Genomic DNA, 5,606 nt, shown 5'->3' on the forward strand with positions numbered 1-5,606 from the left:
AACTGGAATGTATCAAAAACAGCCGATGATATAGATATTCAGAGGAGCCATTTGTACAGTAAGATTGAGAAGTACGGGCTGAAGAGAGCGGAGTAGGAGTTTTAGGTGTACGTTATACGTCTGGTGCGATAATCTATACGTTAAGCACATGTTAAGACCTTCACAATGTTTTATAAGTCTGGTGTGATAGGTTATACGTTATGCAACGTAAAACGTATAATGTACAACTTTCTTAGAGCGTTTTAATCTCAGTAACCAAAGCCTGCAAAACCGACTTCGCATCACCAAACAACATCGAAGATTTGGGCTGAAAGAAAAGTTCATTTTCAATTCCAGCGTATCCCGGGTTCATGCTTCGTTTATTAATAATGACAAGCTTAGCGAGTTCAACATCTAAAACCGGCATGCCGTAAATTGGCGATGAGGTATCCGACTTGGCAGCAGGGTTTACTACATCATTAGCACCGAGTATCAGGACTACGTCGGTTGTTGGAAACTCCTCATTAGCATGTTCCATTTCAAGCAAACTTCCATAGTCAACATCAGCTTCAGCAAGAAGGACGTTCATGTGTCCCGGCATACGTCCCGCAACCGGATGGATGGCATAGCGTACCTCCACCCCTTTGTCTATTAGAAGCTTTTCAAGTTCATGACACACATGCTGGGCCTGGGCTACCGCCAGGCCATAACCTGGAACTATCATCACTTTCTTCGCATAGCTCATTACTACTGCCGAGTCGCTTATACTAATTTCTTTATATGCACCCTGATCCTTACTTCCGCCTGCTCCAGATGCCCCACCGCCAAAAGACCCAATTAACACATTGCTAAGAGGCCTGTTCATCGCTTTGCACATCAAAATAGTCAGAATGGTTCCGGCCGAGCCCACAAGAATACCGCCCGTAAGCATCACGGGATTATTATATAGGAATCCTCCGAATGCAGCGGCAACTCCCGTAAAGGAGTTTAATAAGGAGATCACAACGGGCATATCCGCTCCTCCGATTGGTAGGACGAAAAATAAGCCGTAGATAATGGACAAAACAAATATTACGTAGAATAAGCTTGCAGCAGCTGGATCGCCGGAGATGATCAAATAAGCCGAAAGGCCTATGATCACTGCGAAAATAATGAGGTTGACAATGTGCTGTCCATTGAATGAAAAATCCTTAATACTTCCATTCAGCTTTCCCCATGCAACCATACTGCCTGCAAAAGAAATTGTTCCGATGATAAGCCCAGCGAAAATAATGAGCAGTGTACCTCCACTTGCGGCCTGTTCCTGATCAACTTGATGCATTAAATGATCAAATTCAACAATTGAGATCAAAGCTGCACAGGCTCCTCCCATACCATTGAATAAGCTAACCATCTCTGGCATTGCTGTCATTTTCACTTTTTTGGCGGCCAATGTACCCAGCGCAGTACCAATCAACAGGGCGGCAAAAATCCAGATATAATTACCAAGTTTAACACCTGATTCTTCATAAAGAAAGATTGTTCCGAAAATTGCAATTGCCATCCCTGCCGCGGCGATTAGGTTTCCCTTCCGGGCCGTCTCTGGATGGCTCAGCATTTTCAAACCAGTGATAAAGGTTATTGATCCGATCAGATAACAAATAGTGAGTATGTTTAATTCCATTAGAGATATTTAAAAGTTTTGAATTTTCCTGACGAAAGAAATTTGTTTTATATCACTTCTTCTTTTTAAACATTTCTAGCATCCGGTCGGTTACCACGAAGCCGCCGACGACATTTAAGGTACCCAGTATCACCGCAAGGAAGCCCAGAACCAAAGCCATATAATTTCCTTCCTCAGCTTTCCCCATGACAATGATAGCCCCGATTATTACCACGCCATGTATGGCGTTCGCACCACTCATCAGAGGTGTATGGAGAACACTTGGTACTCTGCCAATAACTTCAATACCAAGGAAAACGCTCAGTATTACTATATATATCATTTGCTGATGATAGGTGATCCAGTCTAGGGCTAATTCCATGTTTTTTGGTTGTTGGCTGTTGGTTGTTGGTTGTTGGTTGTTGGTTGTTGGTTGTTAGAATATCGTAATTCGTTTGTGGCGATTCGCTCACAATGGCGATGTACTTTGTTCATAATTCGTAATTCGTTTGTCACGCTTCGCTCACAATGACGTTGTACTTCTTTCGTAATTCTTAATTCGTTTGTCACGCTTCGCTCACAATGACGGTAATTCTTTGACTCTCTCATTGCACACCTCTCCATTATGAGTGATGCATGCCCCTTTTACCAAATCATCTTCAAAATTTAGATTCAGTTCTCCTTCCTTGCCAATTATCAGCTGCAGAAAGTTTAAGATATTCTTTCCGTAAAGTTTACTGGCGTCAGCCGGCATCGTTCCCTGAAGATTGGAGTTCCCTATAATAGTGACGTTTTTATAGACCACTGTTTCCAGATTCTTTGTCTGTTCAGTATTTCCTCCCGTGGATGAAGCAAGGTCAATGATTAGTGAGCCTGTTTTCATAGAATCAAGCACACTATCCGGAAGAAGAATTGGTGCTTTCCTTCCAGGAATCTGAGCGGTAGTGATAATCACGTCGGCTTTAGCTGCTACTTCTGCAATTCTCTGCTGTTGCTTCTGTTTGTATTCCTCGGTTTGCTCTACGGCATATCCTCCTGCTCCTGAGGCATCTTGTGCTCCTTCGACTTCAATAAACTTGGCACCGAGGCTCATCACCTCTTCCTTTACTGCCGGGCGGGTATCGAATACTTCCACTACTGCGCCTAATCTTTTCGCTGTGGCGATGGCCTGGAGTCCGGCAACACCAGCTCCCAATATCATTACTTTAGCTGGCGCGATACTACCTGCAGCAGTCATGAACATCGGAAAATATTTGGGCAATTGCATCGCGGCAAGCAACACAGCCTTATATCCGGCTATATTGGCCTGCGAGCTCAATACATCCATGCTCTGGGCACGTGTAGTTCTTGGAAGCATGTCCATGCTAAAAGTGGTTAATCCTCTTTCAGCCCAATCATGAATCAATTGTGCTTGTGAAAGTGGACTATACATCCCCAAGATTACAGCTGATTTATTTATGTTTTGTAAATCCTCAGATGTTAAAGGATGAATAGATAGAAGTACATCGGCCGATTTAAGAACGACTTCCCTGGACACGACCCTTGCTTCTTGTTGCTCATAAACCGTATCAAGCGCAAATGCTTTGCTGCCCGCGTTTGATTCGCAAAGCACATCTATATTTTGCTTTCTGAGAAAGGCAACATGTTCGGGAAGTAAAGAAACCCTTGTCTCGGGTGAAGGTTCGCACAAAATACCAATCGTCATAAATACTATTTTATTAGGTGGTTCTTGCCTAAAATAGTTAAAAGATTTATTGGAGGGAAGGGAATGTGAAAAAATACATTTGGAGAGTGGAGAGTGGAGAATCAAATTCAACTCTACACTTCCAACTCAAAAAGCTATATTTGCGGATCAATGAAGCATATACGGAATTTCTGCATTATAGCACATATAGATCACGGTAAAAGCACATTAGCAGACCGTCTTCTGGAATACACAAATACAATCACACAGCGTGAGTCGCAGGCTCAGTTGCTTGACGACATGGACCTGGAACGGGAACGTGGGATCACGATTAAAAGCCATGCAATCCAGATGGATTATATCCAAAATGGACAGCCTTATGTTCTGAATCTGATCGATACTCCCGGTCATGTGGATTTTTCTTATGAAGTTTCCAGATCTATAGCTGCCTGTGAAGGGGCACTATTAATTGTCGATGCTTCTCAGGGAATCCAGGCGCAAACCATATCTAACCTTTACCTGGCTTTGGAGCATGATTTGGAGATCATTCCAATTCTTAATAAAATGGATCTTCCCGGTGCTATGCCGGAAGAAGTGAAAGATCAGATCATCGAGCTCATCGGTTGCAAACGAGATGAAATAATACCTGCCTCTGGGAAGACTGGACTTGGCGTGCATGATATTTTGCGCGCAATTGTCGAAAGAGTTCCAGCTCCAAAAGGGAATCCAGACGGGGAACTGCAAGCGTTGATCTTTGATTCGGTTTATAACTCTTTCCGTGGAATTGTCGCATACTTTAAAGTATTAAATGGTGAGATCCGGAAGGGCGACAGAGTAAAATTCGTGGCAACGGATAAGGATTACATTGCGGAAGAGGTGGGCACATTAAAACTAACTCAAAAGCCGAAAGATGTGATTAAAACCGGAGATGTGGGTTACATCATCTCAGGGATTAAAGAAGCAAGAGAGGTTAAAGTTGGAGATACCATCACGCATAAGGACAAACCAAGCAAAGAACCTATAAAGGGTTTTGAAGAAGTGAAGCCAATGGTTTTTGCTGGTATTTATCCAGTCGATACCGATGAATATGAAGAACTTCGCGAGAGCATGCATAAACTGCAGCTAAACGATGCTTCGATCGTGTTCGAACCTGAATCATCTGCTGCATTAGGGTTTGGATTCCGATGTGGATTTCTCGGCATGCTCCATATGGAGATTATACAGGAGCGGCTAGAACGGGAATTCGACATGACAGTTATTACTACTGTCCCTAACGTTTCTTATAAAGCCTTCACTTCCAAAGGCGATGAAATCGATGTGCACAACCCCTCCGATCTTCCAGATCCAAGTAAACTTGAGCATGTTGAAGAACCTTTCATTAAAGCTAACATTATCACCAAGTCGGAATTCGTAGGGCCAATCATGTCGCTTTGTATTCAAAAGCGTGGCACAATCGTCAACCAATCTTACCTGACATCTGATCGCGTTGAGCTTATATTTGAGATGCCGATGGGAGAAATCGTTTTTGACTTCTATGACAGGTTGAAAACTATTTCTAAGGGTTATGCCTCCTTTGACTACCATCAGATTGGTTACCGTCAGTCGGACTTGGTCCGGCTGGATATTTTACTTAACGCGGAACCGGTTGATGCTTTATCTTCTCTTATTCACCGTACCAACTCTTATAATTTCGGTAAAAAGATTTGTGAAAAATTAAGAGAGCTTATCCCACGCCAGCAGTTTGAGATCATCATACAGGCATCAATCGGTGCGAAGATTATCGCAAGGGAAACAGTTAAAGCCCTTCGGAAAGACGTAACAGCTAAATGTTATGGCGGTGATATTTCACGTAAGAGAAAGCTTCTTGAAAAACAAAAGAAAGGAAAGAAACGGATGCGCCAGGTGGGTAACGTAGAAATTCCCCAAACAGCATTTATGGCTGTATTAAAGTTAGATTAACGCCTTTCGCTGTTCGCGATTTACGAATAAATTATGTGGAAAAGGCTTGAAATGTTGAAAACCTTCTATTTTTAGATTGCATGCAGTTACTTGACGGAAAATTTGTCTCAGAGAAATTAAAGCTACAGATTGCGGATGAAGCCGCACAAATATTATCAACCAGCGGGCGTAAGCCTCATCTTTGTGCAATTTTAGTTGGTCATGATGGAGGTTCAGAAACCTATGTTGCAAGTAAAATAAAGAATTGTGAGAAGGTGGGTTTCGACTCTACACTTCATCGCTTTGAAACTAGCATAACTGAAGAAGAACTTTTAAAGAAAATTGAGCAAGTGAATGGGGATC

At 42.6% G+C, this 5,606-nt stretch carries 5 protein-coding genes; 2 read left to right on the forward strand and 3 right to left on the reverse strand.

Annotated elements, in window-relative coordinates; translation table 11 throughout:
- Window positions 1-232: 232 nt before the first annotated feature.
- The 3 genes from WBJ10_RS02460 to WBJ10_RS02470 form a co-directional block, all read right to left on the reverse strand.
- Entirely contained in the window at window positions 233-1,642 is a 1,410-nt protein-coding gene (locus WBJ10_RS02460; RefSeq protein WP_424287966.1) for an NAD(P)(+) transhydrogenase (Re/Si-specific) subunit beta, read from the reverse strand.
- 52 nt (window positions 1,643-1,694) lie between these two features.
- Window positions 1,695-2,003, reverse strand: coding sequence for an NAD(P) transhydrogenase subunit alpha (locus tag WBJ10_RS02465; RefSeq protein WP_424287967.1), 309 nt, complete (start codon window positions 2,001-2,003; stop codon window positions 1,695-1,697).
- 195 nt (window positions 2,004-2,198) lie between these two features.
- The gene (locus WBJ10_RS02470) at window positions 2,199-3,326 is read right to left on the reverse strand and encodes an NAD(P) transhydrogenase subunit alpha (protein ID WP_424287968.1); all 1,128 of its coding nucleotides are present in this window, start codon (window positions 3,324-3,326) and stop codon (window positions 2,199-2,201) included.
- Window positions 3,327-3,476: 150 nt separating this feature from the next.
- On the opposite strand from WBJ10_RS02470, the gene lepA reads away from it, so the two are divergent.
- Both lepA and WBJ10_RS02480 read left to right on the forward strand, forming a co-directional pair.
- Window positions 3,477-5,264: a translation elongation factor 4 gene (gene lepA / locus WBJ10_RS02475; RefSeq protein WP_424287969.1), complete on the forward strand. Its 1,788-nt coding sequence runs from the start codon at window positions 3,477-3,479 to the stop codon at window positions 5,262-5,264.
- 80 nt (window positions 5,265-5,344) lie between these two features.
- A partial coding sequence (locus WBJ10_RS02480; protein WP_424287970.1) for a tetrahydrofolate dehydrogenase/cyclohydrolase catalytic domain-containing protein occupies window positions 5,345-5,606 on the forward strand: 262 nt, incomplete at its 3' end.

It is taken from the genome of Daejeonella sp. (assembly GCF_049655485.1).
GTDB lineage: Bacteria > Bacteroidota > Bacteroidia > Sphingobacteriales > Sphingobacteriaceae > Daejeonella.